The organism is Oribacterium sp. oral taxon 078 str. F0262, from assembly GCF_000160135.1.
Taxonomy (GTDB): domain Bacteria; phylum Bacillota; class Clostridia; order Lachnospirales; family Lachnospiraceae; genus Oribacterium.
In genome coordinates this window covers 503,512-526,755 of record NZ_GG729935.1, presented here as the reverse complement: position 1 = coordinate 526,755, position 23,244 = coordinate 503,512, and the positions used below count along the sequence as shown (strand labels likewise).

The following is a 23,244-nucleotide window of genomic DNA, read 5'->3' as shown; positions in this document are numbered from 1 at the left end:
TTTCCGCTTCGACGAAACTCCGGGCCGCGCGCAGGATCCATGCTCACAATAAATACCGGGGCGGCAGATCTTGTCCTCTCCGGGGATTAAAGATAGTTTACTATTTTTTTGGAGAAATGCAATTAAATCATTGACTTTTAGGTTAGACGATGCTAATTTATTCTGGCAGTTAGGCAAGGCTACAATTATGCTGGTCGAATTGACGGCTGGCGGTAAGGAGGCGGAGATGGTGCCATTGACATTGGCAGGGACAGGGACGGCCCAGACGATCCAGAAGATCGGCGGAAGCAGCGAGGTGAGACAGCATCTGAGCGATCTGGGCTTCGTGGTCGGCGGGGAGGTGACTGTCATTTCCACCTCGGCGGGCAATGTGATCGTCAAGGTAAAGGAAGCGCGTGTTGCGATCAGCAAGGAAATGGCGAACCGAATTATGGTTTAGGAGTGGTGAGTGAAGGAGGGGAATATGACATTGAGGGAGATGCGCCCGGGGCAGACGGCGGTAGTGACGAAGATCACGGGAGAGGGCGCCGTGAAGAGAAGGATCATGGATATGGGGATCACGAAGGGGGCGGAGCTCTACGTCCGGAAGGTCGCGCCGCTCGGCGACCCCGTGGAGATCACGGTCAGAGGCTATGAGCTTTCCGTCCGGAAGACCGACGCGGAGATGGTACAGATAGAGTTGAAGTAAGGAGGCATAGTTATGGCAATCACGATCGCGCTGGCGGGGAATCCCAACGCCGGCAAGACGACACTTTTCAATCAGCTGACCGGATCCAATCAATACGTCGGAAACTGGCCGGGCGTCACCGTGGAGAAGAAGGAGGGGAAGCTCAAGGGGCACAGTGACGTGACCATCGCGGATCTCCCCGGCATCTATTCCCTCTCTCCCTATACACTGGAGGAGGTGGTGGCGAGAAACTACCTCATCAACACAAGGCCGGATGCGATCCTGAATATCGTTGACGGAACCAATCTCGAGAGAAATCTCTATCTTTCCACGCAGTTAAAGGAGCTCGGGATCCCCGTCGTCATGGCGATCAATATGATGGATGTCGTCGAAAAGAGCGGCGATGTCATCAACCTGAAGGAGCTCGAGAAGGCGATGGGCTGCAAGGTCGTGAGCATCTCCGCGCTCCGCGGAAAGGGCGTGAAGGAGGCGGCGGAGCTCGCTGTCCGGGTGGCGAAGAGCGGTGAGGGCACCGAGGTCGTGCACAAATTCAAGCCCGATGTCGCGGAGGCGATCCAGGAGATCGAGGACAAGATCAGCTCCTCCGTTCCGGAGAAGCAGCAGCGCTTCTTCGCGGTGAAGCTCTTTGAACGGGATGACAAGATCCGAAACGAGATGAAGGAGCCCGGAAAGAGCGTCAATATCGAGTCCCTGATCGCAGAGGTCGAGAAGAAGGAGGATGATGATGCGGAGTCCATCATCACGAATGAGCGCTACAGCTACATTCAGAGCATCATCTCCGCCGCCTATAAAAAGAAGAAAAGGAACGGACTGAGCACCTCCGACAAGATCGATGAGATCGTCACGAACCGTTTCCTCGCGATTCCGATCTTTGCGCTCATCATGTTCGTCGTCTACTATGTCTCCATCCAGACCGTCGGTACGGCGATGACGGACTGGGTGAACGATGTGCTCTTCGGCTCGGATCCCTGGAGCTTCTTCGGACTCATAGACCTTCCCTCCATCCCGGGGCTTGTCTCCGCGGGACTGGAGGCACTCGGAACGGGAGAGGTCCTCTCGGGTCTGGTATTGGATGGTATCGTCGCGGGTCTTGGCGCCGTCATCGGCTTCCTGCCGCAGATGATCACCTTCTTCCTCTTCCTCGCCTTTTTGGAGGGCTGCGGCTATATGGCCCGCATCGCCTTCATCATGGACAGGATCTTTCGGAAGTTCGGTCTCTCCGGGAAGTCCTTTATCCCGATGCTGATCGGCTCCGGCTGCGGCGTCCCGGGTGTCATGGCCTCCCGCACGGTGGAAAATGAGAGAGACCGGAGGATGACGATCATGACGACGACCTTCATCCCCTGCTCCGCGAAGCTCCCGATCATCGGCATCATAGCGGGAGCGATCTTCAACAATTCCGCCTGGATCGGCTGGTCGGCCTACTTCCTCGGAATTGCCGCGATCGTCTTTTCCGGGATCGTCTTAAAGAAGACGAAGATGTTCGCCGGGGAGCCGGCCCCCTTTGTCATGGAGCTCCCCGCCTATCATCTTCCGAGAGTGATCGATGTCTTAAAGAGCGTCTGGGAGCGCGCCATGTCCTTCGTCAAGAAGGCGGGTACCGTCATCCTGCTCGCGACGATCCTCGTCTGGTTCCTCTCCCGCTTCAATTTCCAGCTTCAGCTTCTGGGAGAGGATGATATGGACAACAGCATCCTCGCTGTGATCGGAAACGGCATCGCCTGGCTCTTTGCTCCTCTTGGCTGGGGGAAGTGGAAGGCCGTCGTCGCGGCTGTCACCGGCCTCATTGCGAAGGAGAATATCGTCGGCACCTTCGGCACCCTCTTCCATTACAGCGGCGCGGAGGAGCTTGCGGAAAACGGAGACCAGATCTGGCAGCAGGTGCATGAGTACTTTGGAAACGGCATCGCGGGCTACAGCTTCCTTGCCTTTAACCTTCTCTGCGCTCCCTGCTTTGCAGCGATCGGAGCGATTCGGAGAGAGATGAACAACGGAAAGTGGACGCTCTTTGCCATCGCCTGGGAATGCAGTCTGGCCTATTGCGTATCCCTTGTCATCTACCAGATCGGCGGCCTGATCGCAGGAGTCGTGAGCTTTAATGTCTTCACGATCGTCGCGCTCGCACTGATCGGGCTCGGCATCTGGGGGCTCTTCCGGCCCTACAAGGAAGCGACAGCGCTCAGCGGCTCGGCGGAGACCGCGGTAGAGAGAGCGACCGCCGCCAGGGCCTAGGCGGAGGATGCAAAAACTCCGGCCTCTGACCGGAGAGAAAGGAGCATTTCATGGGAAATTTCATTGTGGGAGCGATCATACTGCTCATTGTGCTTTATGTCATTCTGAGTCTTCGGCGGGAGCATAAGAAGTACGGCTCCTGTGCCTATTGCAGCTACGCCCATGCGGGGCACTGTGATCACGTCGGACACAAGGAGCTGGACGGGGAGGACCATGAAATTAAGCTCACAAAGGAGCAGCAGGCGATTATCGACAGGCACAGCAGGAAACGGCCGCTGAAGAGCTGAGTGCCGTGCTCTGTGGCTGCTCCTGGGGCCGGTCTCGGCCGGTCCCGGACTATCCTCAAAAGAGGGGAGAGGCGCGAAAGCGTCTCTCCCCTCCTTTTTTATAAAATTATCATACATTCGGCGGGGCCGGGAGGCTCTTTTCCTCGAGAAATGCCTGCGCCCGGCGGCAGATTACATTACGAAAAGAGCTTTGCGGGCTCCTCCTCAGCGGTCCAGGAAGTTTCTCTGGATCACGCTGTAGGCCGCGCCGACCGCGCCGCGGTTTTTATGGAAGGGGACAAAGAGCAGGCGGACTCCCTTGTTCAGGCTGTAGAAATACTTTTTGGACTCCTCCAGGAGGATTCCCCGGTTCATCGCATTTTGCAGAATGCTCGCGTCCACGACCACGAGCTCGGGATTTAAGAGATTCACTACATTTGCGAGGGCGGCCCCGGCATATCTCAGAGTCTCCCGGAAGCAGCCACGGATGATTTCATCCCCCGCCTCCTCCATGGCGAGAAGGAGATCAATGGAGAGCTTTCCCTCCTGATCGAGAACCTTTTGCAGCTCCGGCGCCCTTCCCTCCAGCAGGAGCTTTTGGCAGCGCTCGAAGAGTGCCCGCTCGCTCGCAAGCTCATCGACGGAGCGGCAGACACCGCTCTCATGGTCGACGGAGAGCAGGACCTTTCCGAGCGCTCCGGCGCCGCAGCTGGAGCCGGACAGACTCTCATTCTGTACGATCATTGGACAGGAGACATCTCTGGACAGAAAGAAGTAGGCGAAGGAGGCGATGCCCCTGTCCCGCATGATCATATCCTGCCCGATGGCGCGGAGCCGGACGTGGTTATCGATATGGACCGGCTCGCGGAAGACCTTATAGAGCTCTCTCGCGAGTGCCCGCCCGCTCCAGCGGGCCTTCGGTGAGCGGAGAATCACGCCCTTCTCATTGTCGATAAAGCCGGGGAGGCCGACGCCGATTCCCAGGAAACGCTGCCTCTCCTCGGGGAGGAGGTATTGGATCATTTCCCTCAGCTCGCGGAACATGTGCTCATAGGAGGGATTTGCGGGACCCGCGGAGCGCTCCTTCAGGACTCTGCCCTTCATATCCATGAGAACACCCCGGGATTGATAGGCCCCGAGCTCAATGCCGACCGCAGTCCCCGCTTCCGCGCGAAAGGCGAGGGAAACGGGCTTTCTCCCATAGGAGCCGACGAGGGCCTCCCGGGATAGGGGGAGCTCCTCCAGGATCCCCTCCCTCAGAAGCTCATTGACGCTTGTCGTGATGGTGGCCTTGGTGAGGCAGAGCCTCTCCGCGATCTCTGTCCTTGTGATATTCCGGTTTCTGAAGATGGAATTTTTAATCAGAACACGGTTTTTTCGCCTGGTCTCCAGAAGACTGTTTCCCTTTTTTTCCATAACGCTTCCCCTCGCGCCGCCTTCCTTTGGGATTCTCCGTCTCCTCTCTCTTACGTCCCGTCTTCCGATGCACTGAGCTCTGTAAATCCTGCGGCGATTCCTGTTTAAAGATCCGGCAGCGCATCGTATCCGCACAGAAGCTGTGAGAGCACGAGGGAGCCGGTTCAATCTATAGCAAAACACTATAAGTATAACATAGGAAGGAGGAAGGGGGAACAGTGGAAACGTTTTTTTTTCGGAAATGAAGTGAAAACTTTTCCGGAATCCTGATCTTAAGCTGCAATTTCAAACGGCAGTCCGAAAAAGCCGGGCCGGAGAGATCTCCGGCCCGGCTTTTTCGCGTTCATCAAACCTGCACCGCGGCCGCGCTCTTAATTCCCGTGAGCTTTAAAACCTCCTCTACGGTCTCGACAGGGACGATCTCGAGCTTCTCCCTTACCTCCTCCGGAACATCCCGGAGGTCGTCCACATTATCCTTTGGGAGCAGGACCTTCCGGACACCGGCGCGCTGGGCGGCCATGAGCTTCTCCGGCAGTCCTCCGATCGGATTCACATTCCCCTCGAGGGAGACCTCTCCGGTCATCGCGATTCTGGGTGTGACGGCGTGCCCGGTCACGAGGCTCGCAATCGCGGTCGTCAGTGTGATGCCGGCGGAAGGGCCGTCCTTCGGCGTGGAGCCGTCCGGCACATGGATATGGATATCATTCTCCTTAAAGACGGAGATCCTGTCCGGAAACATGGATTTTACGAGGCTCACCGCGATCTGCGCGGACTCCTTCATGACATCGCCGAGCTGCCCGGTGATGGTGATCTTGCCGTCTCCCTTTGTGGGGAGCGTTTCGACGTAGAGGATCTCTCCGCCGACGGCGGTCCAGGCGAGTCCGGTCACGACGCCGGGCTTTCCCTCGTCCTTTACCTCGCGGTGGTTCAGAGGATGCATGTCCAGAAAGTCCCGGAGCTCGGATTTCTCCACCCGGATCTTTTCGCCCTGTCCCCGCACGGAGCGGACCGCGGCGATGCGGCAGAGTGTGTCCATCCTCTTTTTGAGTCCTCGGACACCGCCCTCTCTGGTGTAGTCGGATATGATGGTCCGAAGGGCATCCTCCGTGAGCTCCACATTCTCCCCCGTAAGACCGACCGAGGAGAGCGCCTTCGGCAGGAGGTGCCGCTTTGCGATTTCAAACTTCTCCGTGGGCGTATAGCCCTGGAACTGGATCAGCTCCATGCGGTTTAGGAGCGGAGACGGGATGGTGTCCACGCTGTTCGCCGTGCAGATGAAGAGCACGTCGGAGAGGTCATAGGGGACATTCATATAGTGATCGGTGAAGCTGTTGTTCTGCTCCGGGTCCAGGACCTCCAAAAGGGCGGAAGCGGGGTCTCCGTTGTAGGAGCTGGAGAGCTTGTCCACCTCGTCCAGAACCATCACGGGATTGGAGACGGCCGCCTTCTGGATGCCGTCCATGATCCTCCCCGCCATGGCACCGATATAGGTCCTGCGGTGCCCCCGGATATCCGCCTCGTCTCTCACTCCGCCCAGGCTGACGCGGGCATACTTCCGCCCCAGAGCCTTCGCGATGGACTTTCCGATGCTGGTCTTCCCGGTTCCGGGTGCGCCCACAAAGAGGAGGATGGAGCCGGACTGCTGCTTCTTCAGATTCATCACGGCGATCTGCTGTATGATTCTCTCCTTGACCTTTTTCAGGCCGAAGTGGTCCTCATCCAGGACCTTTTCCGCCTGATCGAGGGCGATTTCCTTCGGCTCCTCCTTCTTCCAGGAGAGGCTTGTCATGAAGTCGAGATAGTCATAGAGCATCCCGGCCTCCTGTCCGTTCATGCCCTCCTGCTTCAGGCGGTTTAAGACCTTCTCGCACTCCCGCCTTGCGGTCTCGTTCATGCCCGACTCTCCGATCTTCAGCTCCAGCTTCCTAAGATCGGAGACCTTCTCCGGGTGCATCTCATCCAGCTCCTTCTGAAGATAGTCGATCTGCTTCTGAAGGGCCTGCTCGCGGTAGACCTTCTGGTAGTCCTCCTGCTGCTGCTCTCTGGCATCCGTCGTGACCTTTGTCACCTCCGCGTATTCGTAGATGATCTTTTCCAGCATCTGGAAGCGGACGGAGAGTCGGTCCTCCCGGAGCACCGCATAGCGCTCCTCATTCGAGATGCTGAGCCAGGGGGAGAGGATCGCCGCCACCTCCTGGATCGTGGAATACTGATCGATCATGGTCTGCATCACATTTCCGCCGCGGAAGCGGGACGCGAGCTCCTTCAGCTCCGCCTTGATCTCCAGAAGCCTTTTGCGGGAGCCCTCCTTGTCCAGATCGTCGACATCGTATAGGCTGGAGGTCCGAACCGTAATGCGGGCCTCCTCGTCCACATGAACCTCCTCGACCCTGGCCCGGTTTCCGGTGCGGACGACGAGATAGCCTTCCGCGTTGATCTCCGTGACACTTCCCTCCACGGCGATCGGATAGAAGCTGTCGGGACGGATCTGATCCCTCCCGGTCTCCTCCTTCAAAATTAAAAGTAAAATATGGTCCCCCTGCTGGACCTCGTTTCCCGCCAGACTCCGGAAGTTCTGGGTCTGAAAATAGATATAGGAATGCGGCAGGACCATTACATTATAGATCGGTATCGCTGTCATTTGATATCCTCCTGCTCCTTCTTTCTTTTCCTCCTCCGGCAGAGCCTCTCCGGCTTCTGCGGAAGGGAGGGCCCCGCCCTCAGGGCGGAGAGACCTCGTAGGATCTGTGGGATCGGTCCGGGGGGATGAAACAGGGGCCTCGTCGGCCCCGCTCCGCTCCGCTGAGGCCGCGCGCTTTTTTTCCACACGCGCCTTTTCCTTTGCTGCGAGCTTTCTGTCTCTCTGAATCTGTTTTTGCAGCCAGTCTACGGCATCCTTTATATTCATATGAAAATCCCCTCTATCACCCGACTGCCGCCGGGCTCTGTAAGTGCCGGAAGCTCTGCTGCCTTCCTTCACCTTCGTCCTCCCCACAATCTGTTAGCAATATACACCATCGAGTGCTAACATCGCAGATAGGATAACACTATTCTGTCACGGTGTCAATGATATTGTTGCGGAAATGCTGATGCGGCCGGGAAAAGCCCGCACCGATGGGCCTGCCGTCCTAAGCGTGTGGGACGCGGCTGCCCGGGGAAGGCGAGCAACAAGTGCTGTGAAGCGCCGCTGCCCGGGGAAGGCGAGCAACAAGTGCTGTGAAGCGTCGCTGCCCGGGGAAGGTGAGTAACAAGTACTGTGAAGCGCCGCTGTCCGGGGAATGCAGCTGCCAGGAGCCGTGAAGCGGCAGTGCGGCGGAGATCAGCCTGTCTTTTTTCGAATCCCCTTGAGCTGCGGCTTCAGTACAAGCTCTGAGATACAGACCCCCTCCCGCCTTGTCAGGATGAATTCCAGGGCATCCGCGACATCCTCCGGGAGCAAACGGGCGAGAGGCTCTTCCGATACCGTAAAGTCCGCATTTCGGTAGAGTCCGCTTTCCGTCATGTCCGGGAGTATGGTGCTCACCCGGAGTCCGGCCTTCCTTCCCTCCTCAAAGATGCTCTCTCCAAAGCGGAGGAGACCGGCCTTCGCCGCTCCGTAGGCCGCTGCCCGAGGAGCGGGGCAGCGCGCCGTCACGGAGGAGATATTGATGAGCTGCCCGCGATTTTTCTTGAGCTCGCGGAGGCAGAGCGCTGTGAGCAGGATGGGAAGCTCGAGATCCGTTCGGATGAGCTCCCGAAGCGCCTTCTCCCCAAGCTCCTCCTGAAGACCATAATACGCGACTCCGGCGCTATTCACAAGAAGAGAAATTTCCCCCTCTCTTCGGAGAGAGCGCAGAAATTCCCGAAGCGGGCCAAAATCCAGTAAATCCATGGACAGCGCTTCGAAGCCTCGTTCCTTCTCCGAAAAGCTCCGCCCGATTCCGATTACCCGAAAGCCAAGCCTTGAGATCCGCTCTGCCGCGGCCTCCCCGATTCCGGATGATGCTCCCGTCACTACAGCGATCTTCTTTTGCATGTGAACTCCTTTCCAAGGCCCGGCTGCGGGGCACGGTCTGACATCGGGATCTTACTTCATGAGAGAGAAAGTGTCAAAAGCGGTGGGGGATGGCTCGGAAAATATTTTCTAAATCCATGCCTAATATACAAATATCCGAGCTGTAAACAGGATATAATTATGCAAAATAGGAGGAGGCTTAGAAAGAAAGTTCAGAAAATGCGGGGAATCTTGAAAATAGAATCTCATCGTTTTATAGTCAGGGGAAAGAAGAATGATGCGGAGCGGCCTAGGGAAAAGAGCTTCAGGCTCGCATTAAGGAGGGATTTATGAAAAAAGGCTTGTTTTTATCGGTGACGGCAATCATGGCGGCGGCGCTTCTTTCGGCCTGCGGCGCTTCGAAGAGCGCGGAGACAGAGCTTTCCGAGAAGGAGAGCGGAGAGGAGAAGACAGCGGACGCCGGGAAGGGAGACGGACAGGAGGTCGTGAACTTCTGGTATCTCTGGGGCGGAGAAGAGGGGAAGCGCATAGAGGAAATCATCGACAGCTATAATAAGAGTCAGGACCGCTACAAGGTTGTCGGACTCAGTACCCCGGATCAGCAGAAGGTGATCGCCGGGATCTCCGGGGGCAGCGGGCCGGATATCACCGATGATTTCGGAAGCAATATCTCAAACTATGCCGCGCAGAATATCGCGCTCCCGCTGGAGGAGTATATCGAGAAGGAGAAGCTTGACCGGAAGCTCTTCCTGGACAGCGCGATCGCGCAGCAGGAGGTCGACGGGAAGCTCTACGCTCTTCCGATCAGCTCGAATGTCATGGCGCTCTATTATAATAAGAAGCTGCTCCAGGAGGGAGGCTATACCGAGCCGCCAAAGACCATGGAGGAGCTCCGGGAGATGAGTAAAAAGCTCACGAAGGTCGAGAACGGAACGCTGAAGGAGCTCGGCGCACCCTTTGTCCCCGGAGGCTATGCCTGGCCTTGTCTCAGCTATGCGGCCGGGACGAATTTCGGAACCCCAGAGAAGCTCACGCCGGATAACGAAGGCTTCCGAAAGACACTGGACTACCTCTCGGATTATGTGAAGGAATTCGGAGCATCCTCTGTGAACAGCTATATCAGCTCCGGAAATTCGAAGCTCAACACCGCGCAGGATCCTTTCCTCTCCGGAGAACAGGCGCTTCGGATCGACGGCCCCTGGTTTTATGATATGGCAAAGGACGCCGGACTGGACTTCGGAGTCACGATGATTCCGTCCTATGCCTCCCAGGGGGAGAAGCATTACAGCTATCTCGAGACCTCGAATCTCTATATCCCGTCCACGGCGAAGAACAAGGACGGGGCCTGGGATTTCCTGAAATACATGACGCTTGGAGAGGGCGCGAAGGACTTTGCCGTAAAAAATGTCCAGCTTCCCGCAAGGCGGGATCTTCTCACGGACCCGGATCTTATGGAGGGGACGAATGAGGTCTACCGCGAGGTTCTCTCCGATGCGGAGCTTGTGACGATGCCGAACGCCCCCTTCTTAAAGGAGTACAGTGCAGCGATCAACAGCGCGGTGGACTCCGTTCTCCTGGGAGGGAGCCCGGAGGAGGCTCTCTCGGAGATGAAGAAGAGCGTGGACGCGATCTCCCGCTGACCGGATCTGATGCATCCTCTTTCGCCGCATTTCGAAACCTTTGCAGGATTTGCAAAGCCCGCCGTGGATTTTGTCAGCGGCAGGGGATACCGATATTGTGCGGCGAAGGGATGCGGGGGATTTGTCTGCTGTTTCTTTGAGGGAGTCTTTGCTTTGATAAAGGAAAGAGAGAAGGAGGGAGCTATGAGGAAAAGGGAGAAGAGAGCGGAGCGGGAGGGACTCCTCTTTTTGCTTCCGTGGCTGATCGGGTTCGCCTGCTTCAGCCTCTATCCGATTCTGATGTCGGCCTACTACAGCCTTACGGATTTCAGCGCCGTGAAGGCCCCGGTATTTGTCGGCATGAGGAATTATACTTCCCTTTTCCACGATAAGCTTTTTTGGAAGAGCATACAGAATACGCTCTACTATACCGCGCTTTTTGTGCCGGTCTCCATCTCGCTTTCTCTGCTTCTCGCTCTTCTTTTAAAGCCTCTCAGGATCGGAAAGGGCTTCTTCCGCTCTGTATTTTTCCTCCCCTCGATCTTTCCGGCCGTGGCCTCCACCATGGTCTGGATCATCATACTGGATCCCCTGAGCGGTTATCTGAACCGTTTTCTGAAGCTGTTTGGGATTCCGGGTGTGAACTGGCTCGGGGATCCGAAGGCCGCGATTCCGGCTCTTGTCCTTATGAGCAGCTGGGGGATCGGCGCGACCATCGTCATCCTCCTTGCGGCGATGGGGGATATTCCGGCGGAGCTCTACGAGGCGGCCTCTTTGGACGGGGCGGGAATGTGGAGGCAGTTTTGCTATGTCACAATCCCCGGGATCGCGCATGTCCTTCTCTACCAGATCGTGCTTTCGATCATCAATGCCACGCAGTATTTCACCCAGGTCTATATCCTGTGCAGTGCGCAGTCCGGCAATCTGAGCAGCGGCGCGGAAGCCGGGAGAGGGAACAGCCTTCTCATGTATCCGCTCTATCTCTTTCAGAATGCCTTTTCCAGGCTGAAAATGGGGACCGCCTCGGCGATGGCCTGGATTCTCTTTCTGGCTGTGCTTTTGTTCAGCGTCGCCTTTACCCGGATCGGCGGCCGCTTTGTGGACGAAAAATAGGGGAGGAGATCAGAATGCTTAAAAAGTCTGCTGCGGGATTTTCCCGGCTGCTTCCGACGATTCTTGTGCTGCTTGCGGCCGTGATTTTTCTTTTCCCGCTTCTCATCATGCTCTCCTCCGCTTTTCAGACGAATGAGAGGATCTTTGACAGCTCGCGCGGACTCTGGCCGGAGCACTTTGCATTTGAAAATTTCCGGAAGGTCTTCGCGCAGATCCCCTACTGGAGATATTTCGCGAATACGATCTGGGTCAGCGGAATGAATGTGCTCGGGACCTTATTCAGCACACCGCTGGTCGCCTTTTCCCTCTCAAAGATCCGCTGGAGAGGAAGGGAGCTTTTCTTCGGCATCATTCTCTCCAGCATGATGATTCCCTATACGGTGACGATGGTCCCGCTCTATCGGCTCTGGACGCTTCTGCATCTGACCGGGAGCTTCTGGCCGCTCATCATCCCCGCCTTCTGCGGCTATCCCTTTTATATCGTGCTCCTCCGCCAGTTCATGCTGACCATACCCGATGAGCTGATGGAGGCCGCGGAGATCGACGGCGCGGGGCGGCTCAGGATCTTTCGCTCCGTGATCCTTCCGCTCTCCCGCCCGGGGCTTGCCACCATCACCATCTTCAGCTTCATGTATACCTTTTCCGACTTTATGGGGCCCTTGCTCTATGCGAACAGGAGCGATCACTACACACTTTCCCTGGGACTTTATTCCTATATGAATGAGCACACAGTGGACTGGGCGGGAATGATGGCGGCGACGGCGCTTTTTATGCTGCCGATTCTGCTGGTCTTCCTTTTCTGCCAAAGATATCTGATGGATGGGATTTCCACCTCCGGTTTAAAGGGCTGAGGAGGATTTCGGAAAGGGAGCTTTAAGGAGCAGGGCCTAAGGAGAGGCGCGCGATGAAAAAAGTATTATATGTTCCCCTCGACGATCGGGACTGCAATTATGATTTTCCCTATCAGCTGAGTCTGATGACGGACTGTCTCAGCATCCTCCGCCCGGAGCGGGCTCTGATGGGCAGCTTGAAAAGGGCGGCGGAGCGGGAGAAGATCTGGGACTGGATCTTCCTCCACGCGGAGGAATGCAGCTATGCGATCCTCTCTGTGGACACTCTCCTCTACGGAAATCTGATCGGCTCCCGGATCCATGAGGAGGGGATGGAGAGCTGTGAGGAGAGGATGCGGCGCTTTTCGGAGCTTAGAAGGAGGGCACCGGGTCTTAAGATCCATGCGCTTCATCTCGTCGCAAGAGCCGCCGCCTACAACAGCGCCCAGGAGGACCCGGATTACTGGGCGGACTACGGCTATTTGATCTGGAGATATGGATATCTCCTGGATAAGCTGGAGAGAGGAGAGGCGGCGGAGGAGGAGAGGGCAGAGCTTCCCTTACTGAAGGGGAAGATTCCGGAGCGATATCTGGAGGATTTCCTCCGCCGGAGGAAGCTGGATCTTTCGATGAACCTGAGGAGCATATGCCTTCTCCGGGACGGGGTCTTCGATACGCTCACGATTCCGAAGGATGATACGGCGGAGTACGGCTATGCGGCATCGGACCAGAAGCTGATTCAGGAGAAGCTCCGGGAGGAGAGGCTTTTTGACCGGGCCTATATCTATCCGGGTGCGGATGAAGCGGGCTCTGTTCTCTTTGCGAGGATCTTTAATCTGGAGGTCGGCTGGACGCCGTCTGTCTATCTGCGCTTCTCCTCCCTCAGCGCTGCGGCCATGATTCCGAAATATGAGGACCGGGCTCTCGGGGAGAGCATCCGATGGCAGCTTCTGTCTGCGGGAGCGCTTACAGCCGACGCGGCCTCGGATTCGGACTGTATGCTCGCCGTTCACGCCTCCGGGGTGGGACAGCTCGAGGCCATGGAGCAGGAGAAGGCGGATCTTCGCTTCCGAAACAGCATGAACCCGCTGGAGCTTCTCCGCTATATTGAATATTATAAGAAAAGATATCAAAGGGCCGTGGGGCTTTCTGATGTCGCGATGGCGAACGGAGCCGACAATCTTTTCATGGATCTCATGGTGAAGATGGGACTTCAGGACAGGATCAGCGCCTTTGCGGGCTGGAACACGGCGGAGAACAGCAATGGGACGGTGATCGCCCAGCTCCTCATCGCGGCCTATTATCGAGACTTCTCCGGCATGAAACGGCAAAAGGAGGTGTCGGACTGTTTTCTCGGGAGAGCCCTCACGGCGGACTGGCTCTGCCAGGCCAATGTGCTGAGAGATTTCGTGGAAAAGTGTCGGAGCGAGGGAGAGCGGGTGGATCCCTATCATCTTGGGGAAAATGCGGCGGAGGCGAGAGAGTATTTTCTGGAAAGGCTTCGGGCTCTCCTCATGGAGAAGCTGTCAGGGATGCTGAAGGGGAAGAAGCTCTCTCTCCGGGACCTTCGCTTTCACTGGGACGGCGCCTGGTACTTCTCCCTGGACTGCGGGCTGGGAGAAGAGGACTGAGCGGCCCTGGATTCAAGCGGCGGGAGAACGAGCGCCCGGCGGCGCGGATGATGCGGCTCCGCTCAGCGGGAGGACAATCGCCCGGCGGCGCGGATGATGCGGCTCCGCTCAGCGAGAGGACAATCGCCCGGCGGCAAAGACGCCTTGGATATAGCCGGCGGGGAGACGATCACATGGCGCTATAGACGTCTCGGCTTCAGCCGGCGGGAGGGCGGGGGCATTGCGCGCGGCCGCTTCTCTCAGCAATGCCGTCGGAAAGAAAGAAAAGCCAAATTGCATTTTCCGGCCTTTTGCGTTACAATAAAATCATCTTCAGGGCGGGGTGCGATTCCCCACTGGCGGTAAAGTCCGCGACCTGCGAGAGCAGCTGAACCGGTGCGACTCCGGTACCAACAGTATAGTCTGGACGGAAGAAGAGTTCATGTTTTTTAAAGTCTTCGCCCCGGGAAATCCCGGGGCGTTTGCCTTTTTGGGACAGGACCTTTTCGAGGATCTGAAGAATGGGGAGCGGAGTATCGTTTTCTGCGGAACCTTTTCTGCGGAAAGGAGAGGCTTCTCGAAGTGAAATGCGCCTGTAGGGCAGTCCGCTGATGAGACTGCCTCGGGGCGCGGGGATTTCCCGGCCTCCGGCCGGGAACGGAAAGGAGAAGGTCCTATGAAGGAAGAGAGCAGCATTCGAAAGAGCGAGTATTTTATGAGAGGCAGGGAAAGCGCGAGGAGGGTCACAGCGGCGGGGATTTTGTCCGCGATCGCCTATCTTCTCATGCTGATCGAAATTCCGCTCCCGCTTCTCATTCCAAGCTTTATCAAGTTCGACTTCTCGGATCTCCCGGCGCTCATCGGGGCTTTCGCCCTCGGGCCGCTCTACGGGATCCTCATCGAGTTCATCAAGAATGCTTTGCATGGCATAAGCTCCGGGAGCTTCGGTGTGGGAGAGCTCTCGAACTTTTTGCTCGGGGCGGTTTTTGTGGGAGTATCGGGATTTTTGTATCAGCGGAATAAGACGAAGCGGGGGGCGATTTTCGCTTCCGTCAGCGGAGCCGCGGCGATGGCGCTCTTCTCTCTGCCGTCGAATCTCTATGTGGTCTATCCGGTCTACTATAACTTCATGCCGAAGGAGACGATTCTGGCCGCCTATCAGGCGATTCTTCCGTCCGTAAAGAGCATCTTCCAATCTCTTCTTATCTTCAATCTGCCCTTTACCTTTGCGAAGGGGATGGTCGATGTGCTCATCACCTTCCTGATCTATAAGCAGCTCTCTCCGCTTCTCCATGGAGGGGAATAAAAGCCCCTGTCTTTGTTGACAGACCGCCTCTCCAAAGCTATAATGCAAACGTGCAGGGAGAGGGGAAGCTCTGTCCCCAAGGAAAGAAAATGCCGACGGAGATTTCAGAAGAAGCAGCAGTTCCGCGGTACCCATGGAGGAAATGATAATGAATAGAATGGATTTGGTAGCAGCAGTCGCTAAGAAAGCCGAGCTTTCCAAGAAGGATGCGGAGGCTGCAGTGAAGGCTGTCTTCGATTCGATTTCCGAGTCCCTGGAGAAGGACGAGAAGGTTCAGCTGATTGGCTTTGGAACCTTTGAGGTTTCCAAGAGGGCCGCAAGAGAGGGAAGGAACCCGAGGACCGGTGAGACCATGAAGATCGCGGAATCCAAGGCACCGAGGTTCAAGGCCGGAAAGGCGCTGAAGGATAGGATCAACTGATTCATGAGATTGGATAAATACCTGAAGGTATCGAGGCTTATCAAGCGCCGCACTGTGGCGAACGAGGCCTGTGATGCGGGAAGGGTTTCCGTAAATGGAAAAGCCCAGAGAGCATCCTATGAGGTCAAGGCCGGGGATATCCTGGAGATCCGTTTCGGAGAAAAATCCGTGCGCGCGGAGGTTTTATCGGTGGCGGATAGTATTCGGAAGGAGGAGGCGTCGGAGCTGTTTCGCTATCTATGAGAAAGTCTGCGAAAAGAGAAGAGAGACCTGCGAGTCGGATCGCTATGATCGGGATCCTTGCGGTTGTTGCTTCTCTGGCGCTGATCGTCTCTTACCGAAGCTCCGGTCTCCGGGAAAAATGCAGGGATTATCAGCAGCTGGAAGAGAGTCTCGATGCGGAACTGAAGGAAGAGGAGCTTCGCGCCGCAGAGCTGAGTAAAAAAAAGGATTATGTGAAAACCCGGGAATATATCATCGAGAAGGCGAGAGAAATCTTCGGCCTGAAGATGCCGGATGAAATTATCGTCAAGCCTGAGAATTGAGAAAAGCATAGACGGGACAGAAAGAGGAAGGCGAATCTAACCTTCCTCTTTCTCTGCTCTAGGTGAAGATCCGGGCCATGCGGTGAAGGACAGCGGATGAAAACAGGGGAGAAGGTAGAGCGCTTTATCCGGGAGAGGAGACTGATCGGAGCGGGAGACACGATTTTGCTCGCTCTCTCCGGCGGTGCGGACTCCGTCTATCTTCTCCTTATCCTGGAAAAGCTGCGGGGAGAGCTTTCCTTCTCTCTCCATGCCGCCCATGTGCAGCACGGGATCCGGGGGAAGGAGGCGGAGCGGGATCTGGAATTCAGCCGGGAGATCGCAGAGCGCTTTAAGATCCCCTTTCACGGGATTTTCGTCAATGTCCCGGAGTTTTCCCGGAAGCATCACCTGGGGCTTGAGGAGGGGGCGAGGCTGCTTCGCTACCGAAGCCTTCGGGACTGCCTCAGTGAGATCATGGATAAGGCTCCCGAGAGAGCGGGCGGCAGGGGAAAGATCGCTGTAGCGCAGCATGGAAATGACCAGGCGGAGACCGTGCTCTATCATCTTTTCCGGGGGAGCGGTCTCCGGGGTCTCCGGGGCATGGAGGCGGAGAAGGACGGCATCATCCGCCCCCTGCTCCCGATCCTGAAGGAGGAAATCCTATCGGAGCTTTCGGAGAAAGGCATCGCGCACCGGGAGGATTCCACGAACCGGGATCTATCCTATGCCAGGAACCGGATCCGGGAGCGGATCCTCCCGGAGGCGGAGAGGCTGAATGCCGGAGCGCTTCCTCATATACTCCGGACGGCGGAGCTCATCGGAGAGGCCGAGGACCTTCTTTTGGAGAGGGCAGAGGAGATTTTCAGAAAAGAGGGGGAGGAGCTCCTTGAAGGCGGAGAGCTTTGGGGATTTCGGATCTCTGTCCTTTCCCTCCGCCCGCTCCGGCCTATCCTCCGAAGGACGCTTCTTCTTCTTATGTCGGAGCGTCTTTCTCCCGGAAGAAAGGACTGGGGGGCGGTACATTTTGACGCACTGGACCGCCTTCTTTTCAGCGGGAACGGGGCGCATCTGGATCTTCCGGAGAAAATCACGGCGGATATCCGGGGAAAGGAGCTTCGGCTTCTCCGGCATTCGGAGGTTCTGAGTATGAAAGGGAGAAAAAAGCGATGAGAGAGCGGATCAAGGAATTGATATCGGAGGAAAGCATCGAAAGAAGGATCCGGGAGCTGGCGGCTCAGATCTCCAGTGACTATAAGGGAAGACCCCTTCACTTGATCTGCATCTTAAAGGGGGGAGCGGTCTTTCTCTGCGAGCTCGCAAAGCGAATTCAGAATGAAGGGCTCACGATGGATTTCATGTCGGTTTCCAGCTATGGCAGCGGGACGGAGAGTTCGGGGATTGTGCGGATCGTGAAGGATCTGGATGAGCCTCTCATGGGGAGAGAGGTATTGATCGTGGAGGATATCATTGATACGGGATCCACGCTGAATCACCTGAGGAAGCTTCTCCTTGAGAGGGGACCCCGCTCCCTGGAGATCTGCACGCTGCTCGACAAGCCCTCCCGCCGGCTGCAGGATGTCCCGGTCCGTTATTCCTGCTTTGCAATCCCGGACCGCTTTGTCGTCGGGTATGGGCTGGACTATGACCAGCGCTATCGGAACCTGCCGTATATCGGCGTTGTGGAGTTCCCGGACTCCGAAAATTCGTGAGAGGAGAGGCCATGGATCACAGTCCTATCGACAGGGAAGCGCTTTACACCGCAGGGATCGATTTCTATCGTTCTCCCGACGAGCCGAAGCCCGGAGACCGCGTGCGGCTTCGTTTCCGGGTGCGGCGGCAGGATGTGGACGGAGTATACCTTTCCTTTCCGGAGGAGGGAACTAAGATCGCCATGGAGGCCCATGTGAGCGATCATTATTTTGACTACTATGAGACCGAGGTCGTGATGGGGGAGGAGGAGCGCCGCTATGTCTTTCTCATCGAGAAAGGGGAGGAGCGCCTCCTCTATAATCGTCTCGGTGTCACGGAGGACCGGGATCCCCGCTATGCCTTTCGCCTGATCCCCGACTTTCATATCCCGGACTGGCTGAAGGGCGCGCTCATGTACCAGATCTTCATCGACCGCTTCCGAAATGGAGATCCGAAGAACGATGTGGTGGAACGGGAATACAGTTATCTCGGACATCCCGCGCATGCGGCGAAGAGCTGGGAGAGCCCGATCGAGAAGCTCGATGTCTATCGTTTCTACGGGGGAGATCTGCAGGGAGTTTTAGAAAAGCTGGATTATCTCAGCGCTCTTGGGATCCGGGCGATCTATTTTAACCCCCTCTTCGTCTCTCCCTCTAATCACAAGTATGACACGCAGGACTATGAGCATATCGATCCGCACATCGCCTGCATTGTGAGGGACGGCGGCTCAGAGCTCCCGGAGGGAAAGCTCGACAACCACCTTGCGGAAAAGTATCGGATCCGGACGACGGATCCCGAGAATCTCCGGGCGTCGGATGAGTACTTTGCCTCCTTTGTCGCGGCCTGCCATGAGAGGGGGATCCGCGTCATCATTGACGGCGTCTTTAATCACTGCGGCTCTTTCAGCAAGTGGATGAATCGGAGCGGCTTTTACTCGACAAAGGCGGGCTCTGAGGAGAGCGGCCGCTATGAGCCCGGCGCCTTCGAATCGAAGGAGAGTCCCTACCACAGCTATTTTTCCTTCGCGGACGACCGCCCGGAGGCCTGGCCGAACAATGAAAGCTATGAGAAGTGGTGGGGAAATGACACGCTCCCGAAGCTGAATTATGAGGATTCGGAGGCGCTGGAGAACAGGATCTTAGAGATCGCAAAGCGCTGGGTCAGTCCCCCCTTCTCCTGCGATGGCTGGAGACTGGATGTTGCGGCGGATCTCGGGCATTCCGAGGACTATAATCATCGTTTCTGGCAGAAATTCCGAAGGGTTGTGAAGGAGGCAAATCCCGAGGCGGTGATTCTGGCGGAACATTACGGGGATCCCCAGAACTGGCTGAACGGCAGGGAATGGGACACCGTGATGAATTATGACGCCTTTATGGAGCCGGTCAGCTGGTTTTTGACGGGGGTGGAGAAGCATTCCGACACGGTAAACCCCGAGCTTCGGGGAGACGGGGAGAGCTTTTTCCTCACGATGAGCTATAATATGGCAAAGCTTCCGGAGAATTCCTTGCTCTCTGCGATGAATCAGCTCTCAAATCACGACCATTCCCGCTTCATGACGAGGACGAATCAGCGGGCGGGGAGGATCGGGATATCGAAGCCGGGGAGCGCGGACGAGGGCATACGGCCGGAGATTTATCGCCTCGGTGCGATGATACAGATGAGCTGGCCCGGTGCGCCGACTCTTTACTACGGAGATGAGGTCGGGATGTGCGGCTGGACAGAGCCGGACAGCCGGAGACCGTTTCCCTGGGGGAAGGAGGATCTGGAGCTTTTGGAGTACCATCAGTACCTGAGCAGGACGCACCGCTATTATAAGGCGCTCTCGGGCGGCTCCCTGATGCCGCTCATGGCGGGAAAGGAGCACATCGTCTATGCGAGACTTCTGGGAGACCAGGTTGTGATCGTCGCGATCAATTCGGGTCCGGAGGAATATGCGCTCCAGATCCCGATCTGGAGGACCGGGCTGACCGATACCATGCTGATCCGAAGGGTTCTGAAGACCGACCAGGCTCACTATAATGCGGGGGAAACGAAGCGCTATGGGAGCAATGGCTGCCTTAGAAGCTATATGCAGCCGTATACGGGAAAGATCTACGTGGCGGAATTGAAGTGAGGCGGAGGAGCGATGTCGGATCAGTTTTCGAGGACGAGGCTCCTGCTCGGGGACGAGGCGGTGGAGCGTCTCCGAAGGGCGAAGGTCATTGTGTTCGGGATCGGAGGAGTCGGAGGCTTCGCGGCGGAGGCTCTCGCAAGGGGCGGGATCGGCAGGCTGGAGCTCGTGGACAGTGACGTGGTGAGCCTTGGCAATCTGAACCGGCAGCTGATCGCTTTGCACAGCACCATAGGAAGGGCGAAGGCGGAGCTCATGGCGGAGCGGGTCCGGGATATCAATCCGGACTGTGAGTTAAAGGTCCATAAGCTCTTCTATCTTCCGGGAGAGGGAGAGAAGGTCTTTCGCTTCTCGGACTATGATTATATCGTGGATGCCGTGGACACGGTGAGCGCGAAGCTCGCCCTCGTCGAAGAGGCGAAAAGGGCGGGGGTTTCGATTATCAGTGCGATGGGCGCCGGCAATAAGCTGGATCCGACGGCCTTTTCCGTAGCGGACATCTATGAGACCAGTGTCTGCCCGCTCGCAAGGGTGATGCGGCGGGAGCTTCGGAAGCGGGGGATCTCCTCCCTGAAGGTGGTTTATTCCAGGGAGAAGCCGGTGGATCCGGAGAGGGAGGAGGGAGAGGATGCGGCAGTGCTCCCCGGCTCTGTCTCCTTTGTCCCATCCGTCGCGGGGATGATTCTCGGCGGAGAGGTCATACGGGATATTCTGGGGATTGAGAGGAGACGGGACGGAAGCTCCTCTCCTCCCTGCTTTTCTCCTCCGGAAGCTTTGCGAGAAGAAGGTCGAAGAGAAGAAGGCAGAGGAGAGCGCATTCCAGGAGGAAGATGAGAGGGAGCATCCTGAGAAGGAAGGAGAGCCCCCGGAAGAGATAGAAGCAAAGCGGCAAAAGCAACATGAGGAAGAGACAGAAGACCTGCTTTTTTCGAAGCTTCTGTCTCTTTTTTTCAGCCTCTGCGATCTCAGTCAGCTCTGTCTCTTTTATCATAAGAGAGCTGCTTTCCGCCGGGAGAAGGAGTGGGCTTTCCTCTTCTTCTCTCTCTCGTTCCTCCCGGAGGCGGAGTATTCCATTTTTCAGGATGAGCTTGTCCTCCTCCGGACCTTCCCGCCGGGCGGTTTCGATCCCCTCTTCAGCAATCTTTTCGAGAGATGCCCGAAGATCGGAGTCTTCTGCCTTCTCTTTCCTCCTCCTTTTCTCCCTCTCTCCGCCTTCCGCTTTCTGTCTCTCTTCCCTGGCCTTCTTCCCGTTCTTTCGAACGATACGCATGAGCTCCTCCATCCGAAAATCCTCCCTGCAGCTTTCGCGAAAGAGAGAATAGGCGAGGATGATGCTCCGCTCAGAGCGATAGTCGATCTCCTCCAGTACCCGGCGGAGAAGGGCGCGGAGGGAGAGGGGGAAGTGATTTTCCCTCTCCGGAAGCAGCGGGAAAAGATATCGCTTTTCCTCCGGATGGTAATAGATCAGGGAGGGATCCAGGAGGATCAGCTTTTCCGGGAGCAGATATTCCTCCAGGGAGAGAAGGAGTCCGTTCAGGCTCTCCATGAGGACAGACAGCTCCCGATAATCCAGCTTTTTTTCTCGGCAGCGGCTGTCCAGACTTTCCAGGGAGCTGATATCGTAGGAGAAGAGGACCTCTTCATCCCGGAGCAGAGGGCGGAAGGGGAGTGATCCCGGGATTCTGCCGTTCTGAAGGACCTTATTTTCGTAGTTATCCTCCCGGAAGGAGCCTCCCTCGATCAAAAGACGGCTGCCGGAGGGACTTTTCTCTGTGCGGGTCTTAAGCTCAGGGATCTTCTTGTTCATCAAAAACCTCGCTTTCTTTGCGCTCTCGCAATGTATGCTCCCGGAGGAAGCGCTCCGGGCGGAAAAGCTCCTTTTCTCCTCCCATCTCATGGCTTCGATACTCTGTTCTCCATTTCTTCTTCGAAAAATGATAGATTTTACGGTGAATTCGGAGCGCTCCGCCGATCAGGGAGAGGATGATCAGGAAGGTGAGCGCGGTGAGATAGCTCGCTTCGATAGTGTACATGGAATTCCTTTCTCAAAAAGCGGAGGGGAAGAGGGATATCGCGGTGAGGAGAAGGAGACCGGGGAGGAGACAGGGAAGGAAGGGAAAGCGCAGGGAGCGGGCGCTTCTTCTTTGAAAGCGGAGCCGGATCAGGAGAAAAGCCCCGACCAGACCGCTTACAAATACTGCGGAAAAGAGAAGAAAGAGAAGGCTTCGGAGAGGGAGGTAGAGAGCGGAGATCAGGAAGAAGACAGCGTCTCCTCTTCCCAGTGCGGAGCAGCTGAAATGACTCAGAAGGAGTAAAAGAAATCCGGGCAGAAGGGAAAGCGGGAGAAGAAGGAGGGAGAGGGCTCCTCCCTTTTCCGGAGGGAGGAGGGGAAGCAGGAAGGAGATGAGCCCCGGCGGCAGAAAAAGCCAGAAGATCCATCGGGGAATCCTTTTTCTAAGAAGGTCAGAGAGAGCGGAGATGGAGAAAAAGAGGAGAAAACAGCAAAAGGAGGGGGAGAGATTTGAAAGTTTCATTTTCAGTCCTTATCTCCCGCAGCGGATGCAGGGGTGTCTCCCGGCGGCGATGGCCCGTTCGAGAGTGGTTGTGCTGACATAGCTTTGCATGGCGGGGCAGTCCGGACTGCTGTGATAGCGCCTTCCGGCCTCTGTGTAGTAGACCAGGGGGCTGTCCGGGGATGGACGGCAGCTCCTGCAGGGGGAGAAGCGTCCGCCGTAGCGGGCAGGACGCCCGTCGATCTGCCTTGCGGGGCAGGAGAGGAAGGCATTGGAGATGTAGCTGCAGTCCCGGGAGAGGTGGTAGACGTCGGGGCGGAGGACGCTGATATAGACGAGGCTTTCCTCAGCTTCGTTTCCTGCTGTCTTTTTCCAGCGCGCGGGATCCGCTCCGACAAAGGCCCGGCGGCCTGCGATTAGCTCCTGGGGGATGGAACGCTGAAGAAGAAAGGGGAAGGGGAGAGCGGCATCGTAGCGGAGACTGCAGCGGATCATATCCCCCTCGCTCTCTGTGCGGAGGACGGCCTCCTTCATTCCCCGGTCGGAAAAGGAGGAGAGGAGCTCTTCATCCTCCGGAAGATCCAGAAGGAGGGGGGAGAGGGAGCCCGGGCGAAGGAGTGACGGGAAGCGCTCCCCGTATTTCAGGATGGAGAGCTTTCGCAGCTTTTCCTCCATGAGAACCGAGCCCCGCAGATTTCGGGAGAGGATCAGAAGAGGTGTCATGAGGAGAAAGCCGCAGAGGAGAAAGAGCGTCATGGAAAGCGCGGCCTCCATGGTGAGAGAGGCGTTTTCTGACTTTAATATCCCTAAGTCCGTCGGATCCGGAGGGAGGAAGGACCGGATTGTTTTCACTTTCTTTCACTCCTTTCTTCTCTGCCTTTTCTTATAGCTTCCGCGTTTTCCCTGCCTT

23 protein-coding genes, 1 pseudogene and 1 riboswitch are annotated in these 23,244 nt (G+C 56.7%); of the genes and pseudogenes, 17 read left to right on the top strand and 7 right to left on the bottom strand.

Translation table 11 applies throughout. From position 1 onward, the window contains the following. Positions 1-226: 226 nt before the first annotated feature. Genes GCWU000341_RS09915 through GCWU000341_RS09900 form a run of 4 tightly spaced genes read left to right on the top strand, consistent with a single transcriptional unit; the run spans position 227 to position 3,207 of the window. Positions 227-439, top strand: coding sequence for a FeoA family protein (locus GCWU000341_RS09915; protein WP_036600271.1), 213 nt, complete (start codon positions 227-229; stop codon positions 437-439). Between the two features lie 24 nt (positions 440-463). Continuing rightward, on the top strand, positions 464-688 hold the full coding sequence (locus tag GCWU000341_RS09910; RefSeq protein ID WP_040654165.1) for a FeoA family protein: 225 nt from the start codon (positions 464-466) through the stop codon (positions 686-688). 12 nt (positions 689-700) lie between these two features. Further along, a complete protein-coding gene (gene feoB / locus GCWU000341_RS09905; RefSeq protein WP_009215847.1) occupies positions 701-2,920 on the top strand; it encodes a ferrous iron transport protein B in 2,220 nt (739 codons plus the stop codon). A gap of 50 nt (positions 2,921-2,970) precedes the next feature. Continuing rightward, positions 2,971-3,207 carry a FeoB-associated Cys-rich membrane protein gene (locus GCWU000341_RS09900; protein ID WP_040653979.1) on the top strand — a complete coding sequence of 79 codons (237 nt, stop codon included), beginning with the start codon at positions 2,971-2,973 and terminating at the stop codon, positions 3,205-3,207. Positions 3,208-3,411: 204 nt separating this feature from the next. On the opposite strand, the gene GCWU000341_RS09895 is transcribed toward GCWU000341_RS09900, so the two are convergent. The 3 genes from GCWU000341_RS09895 to GCWU000341_RS09885 all read right to left on the bottom strand — a co-directional run bounded on the left by GCWU000341_RS09895 (position 3,412) and on the right by GCWU000341_RS09885 (position 8,617). Next, entirely contained in the window at positions 3,412-4,602 is a 1,191-nt protein-coding gene (locus GCWU000341_RS09895) for an ROK family transcriptional regulator (RefSeq protein ID WP_009215845.1), read from the bottom strand. Between the two features lie 346 nt (positions 4,603-4,948). Then, positions 4,949-7,243 (bottom strand): endopeptidase La, encoded by a 2,295-nt coding sequence (gene lon, locus GCWU000341_RS09890; protein ID WP_242651661.1) that lies wholly within the window; start codon positions 7,241-7,243, stop codon positions 4,949-4,951. Positions 7,244-7,921: 678 nt separating this feature from the next. Next, positions 7,922-8,617 carry an SDR family oxidoreductase gene (locus GCWU000341_RS09885; RefSeq protein ID WP_009215842.1) on the bottom strand — a complete coding sequence of 232 codons (696 nt, stop codon included), beginning with the start codon at positions 8,615-8,617 and terminating at the stop codon, positions 7,922-7,924. A gap of 159 nt (positions 8,618-8,776) precedes the next feature. Here GCWU000341_RS09885 and GCWU000341_RS13625 point away from each other — a divergent pair, with 159 nt between their 5' ends. The 13 genes from GCWU000341_RS13625 to GCWU000341_RS09825 all read left to right on the top strand — a co-directional run bounded on the left by GCWU000341_RS13625 (position 8,777) and on the right by GCWU000341_RS09825 (position 20,655). Further along, positions 8,777-8,929 (top strand): hypothetical protein, encoded by a 153-nt coding sequence (locus GCWU000341_RS13625; protein WP_009215841.1) that lies wholly within the window; start codon positions 8,777-8,779, stop codon positions 8,927-8,929. Next, positions 8,926-10,236 carry an ABC transporter substrate-binding protein gene (locus GCWU000341_RS09880; protein ID WP_009215840.1) on the top strand — a complete coding sequence of 437 codons (1,311 nt, stop codon included), beginning with the start codon at positions 8,926-8,928 and terminating at the stop codon, positions 10,234-10,236. Before GCWU000341_RS13625 ends, GCWU000341_RS09880 begins: the two co-directional genes overlap by 4 nt. A 183-nt stretch (positions 10,237-10,419) precedes the next feature. After that, positions 10,420-11,328, top strand: a complete 909-nt coding sequence (locus GCWU000341_RS09875) for a carbohydrate ABC transporter permease (RefSeq protein ID WP_040654164.1) — start codon at positions 10,420-10,422, stop codon at positions 11,326-11,328. Between the two features lie 14 nt (positions 11,329-11,342). Next, entirely contained in the window at positions 11,343-12,179 is an 837-nt protein-coding gene (locus GCWU000341_RS09870; protein ID WP_009215838.1) for a carbohydrate ABC transporter permease, read from the top strand. Between the two features lie 53 nt (positions 12,180-12,232). Further along, positions 12,233-13,789, top strand: a complete 1,557-nt coding sequence (locus GCWU000341_RS09865; RefSeq protein ID WP_009215837.1) for a DUF4127 family protein — start codon at positions 12,233-12,235, stop codon at positions 13,787-13,789. A gap of 304 nt (positions 13,790-14,093) precedes the next feature. Beyond that, positions 14,094-14,211, top strand: a riboswitch (FMN riboswitch). A 233-nt stretch (positions 14,212-14,444) separates the two neighbouring features. Next, positions 14,445-15,074 (top strand): ECF transporter S component, encoded by a 630-nt coding sequence (locus GCWU000341_RS09860; RefSeq protein WP_009215835.1) that lies wholly within the window; start codon positions 14,445-14,447, stop codon positions 15,072-15,074. 70 nt (positions 15,075-15,144) lie between these two features. Beyond that, a complete protein-coding gene (locus GCWU000341_RS09855) occupies positions 15,145-15,495 on the top strand; it encodes an HU family DNA-binding protein (protein ID WP_256364649.1) in 351 nt (116 codons plus the stop codon). Positions 15,496-15,498: 3 nt separating this feature from the next. Beyond that, positions 15,499-15,738: an RNA-binding S4 domain-containing protein gene (locus tag GCWU000341_RS09850; protein WP_009215833.1), complete on the top strand. Its 240-nt coding sequence runs from the start codon at positions 15,499-15,501 to the stop codon at positions 15,736-15,738. Then, positions 15,735-16,040 carry a cell-division initiation protein gene (locus tag GCWU000341_RS09845; RefSeq protein ID WP_009215832.1) on the top strand — a complete coding sequence of 102 codons (306 nt, stop codon included), beginning with the start codon at positions 15,735-15,737 and terminating at the stop codon, positions 16,038-16,040. Before GCWU000341_RS09850 ends, GCWU000341_RS09845 begins: the two co-directional genes overlap by 4 nt. 96 nt (positions 16,041-16,136) lie before the next feature. Then, positions 16,137-17,192 carry a tRNA lysidine(34) synthetase TilS gene (gene tilS, locus GCWU000341_RS09840; protein ID WP_009215831.1) on the top strand — a complete coding sequence of 352 codons (1,056 nt, stop codon included), beginning with the start codon at positions 16,137-16,139 and terminating at the stop codon, positions 17,190-17,192. Further along, positions 17,189-17,731 (top strand): hypoxanthine phosphoribosyltransferase, encoded by a 543-nt coding sequence (gene hpt / locus GCWU000341_RS09835; protein WP_009215830.1) that lies wholly within the window; start codon positions 17,189-17,191, stop codon positions 17,729-17,731. Before tilS ends, hpt begins: the two co-directional genes overlap by 4 nt. A gap of 11 nt (positions 17,732-17,742) precedes the next feature. Beyond that, entirely contained in the window at positions 17,743-19,824 is a 2,082-nt protein-coding gene (locus GCWU000341_RS09830; RefSeq protein WP_009215829.1) for a glycoside hydrolase family 13 protein, read from the top strand. A gap of 12 nt (positions 19,825-19,836) precedes the next feature. Continuing rightward, on the top strand, positions 19,837-20,655 hold the full coding sequence (locus tag GCWU000341_RS09825) for a tRNA threonylcarbamoyladenosine dehydratase (RefSeq protein ID WP_009215828.1): 819 nt from the start codon (positions 19,837-19,839) through the stop codon (positions 20,653-20,655). Positions 20,656-21,118: 463 nt separating this feature from the next. On the opposite strand, the pseudogene GCWU000341_RS14365 reads toward GCWU000341_RS09825, so the two are convergent. The 4 genes and pseudogenes from GCWU000341_RS14365 to GCWU000341_RS09805 all read right to left on the bottom strand — a co-directional run. Next, a pseudogene (locus GCWU000341_RS14365) lies at positions 21,119-21,628 on the bottom strand (DUF6382 domain-containing protein); the annotation flags it as partial. Then, a complete protein-coding gene (locus GCWU000341_RS09815; RefSeq protein ID WP_021774703.1) occupies positions 21,609-21,854 on the bottom strand; it encodes a hypothetical protein in 246 nt (81 codons plus the stop codon). The gene GCWU000341_RS09815 and the pseudogene GCWU000341_RS14365, both read right to left, overlap by 20 nt. Before the next feature lie 12 nt (positions 21,855-21,866). Further along, positions 21,867-22,355, bottom strand: a complete 489-nt coding sequence (locus tag GCWU000341_RS12755) for a hypothetical protein (protein ID WP_050761979.1) — start codon at positions 22,353-22,355, stop codon at positions 21,867-21,869. 9 nt (positions 22,356-22,364) lie between these two features. Beyond that, on the bottom strand, positions 22,365-23,186 hold the full coding sequence (locus GCWU000341_RS09805; RefSeq protein ID WP_155812775.1) for a hypothetical protein: 822 nt from the start codon (positions 23,184-23,186) through the stop codon (positions 22,365-22,367). Between the last annotated feature and the right edge of the window lie 58 nt (positions 23,187-23,244).